Here is a 645-nt window from a genome sequence, read left to right as displayed (position 1 = left end):
CGGCCCAGGTCGCGCCACTGCCAGAGCTTCCCGGGCCGAGCCTCAACGACATCCAGGTCGCCCTCCGCGCCCAGCGGCGCGACATTCGCAATCCCGGCGTCGGCGACATCTTCCGGGTGGAATCCACCGCCTGGGCTACGCGGATGATCACCACGCGGATCCCCTTCGCCGAGCGCTGGGCGAACTTCTGGACCAATCACTTCACCGTCAGCCGCAAGGCGTTCCAGACCACCCCCTGGCTCGGGCACTATCAGCGCGTCGCCATCCGGGCGAAGGCCTTCGGCCGTTTCGAGGATCTGCTGCTCGCGGCCTACCGGCATCCCGCGATGCTCGGCTACCTCGACCAGACCAACTCGACCGGCCCGACCAGCCCCATCGGCCGGCGCGGCCGCGGGCTGAACGAGAACCTCGCGCGTGAGTGCCTGGAGCTGCACACCGTCACCCCCGCCGCCCGCTACACGCAGCAGGACGTGACATCGCTCGCGCGCATCCTGACAGGTTGGTCCGCGGGCCGCGGCGAGCAGTTCTCGGAGGTCGACGGCTTCCTCTTCCGCACGGACGCGCATGAGCCCGGCGCCAAGCGCCTGCTCGGGCAATCCTTCTCCGAGGGCGAGGAAGGCGGCGCGGAGGCGCTGCGCTTCCTGG

The 645-nt window shown here is 70.4% G+C and carries 1 protein-coding gene; it reads left to right on the top strand.

The window, feature by feature from the left end; translation table 11 throughout:
* The coding region (locus AC1DWF_RS35505) for a DUF1800 family protein (RefSeq protein ID WP_476843151.1) at positions 1-645 on the top strand (645 nt) is incomplete at both ends.

The organism is Aminobacter sp. P4_D5 (genome assembly GCF_056401815.1).
Note: the sequence above shows the minus strand (reverse complement) of the source record. Positions and strands in the feature narration are given on the sequence as shown.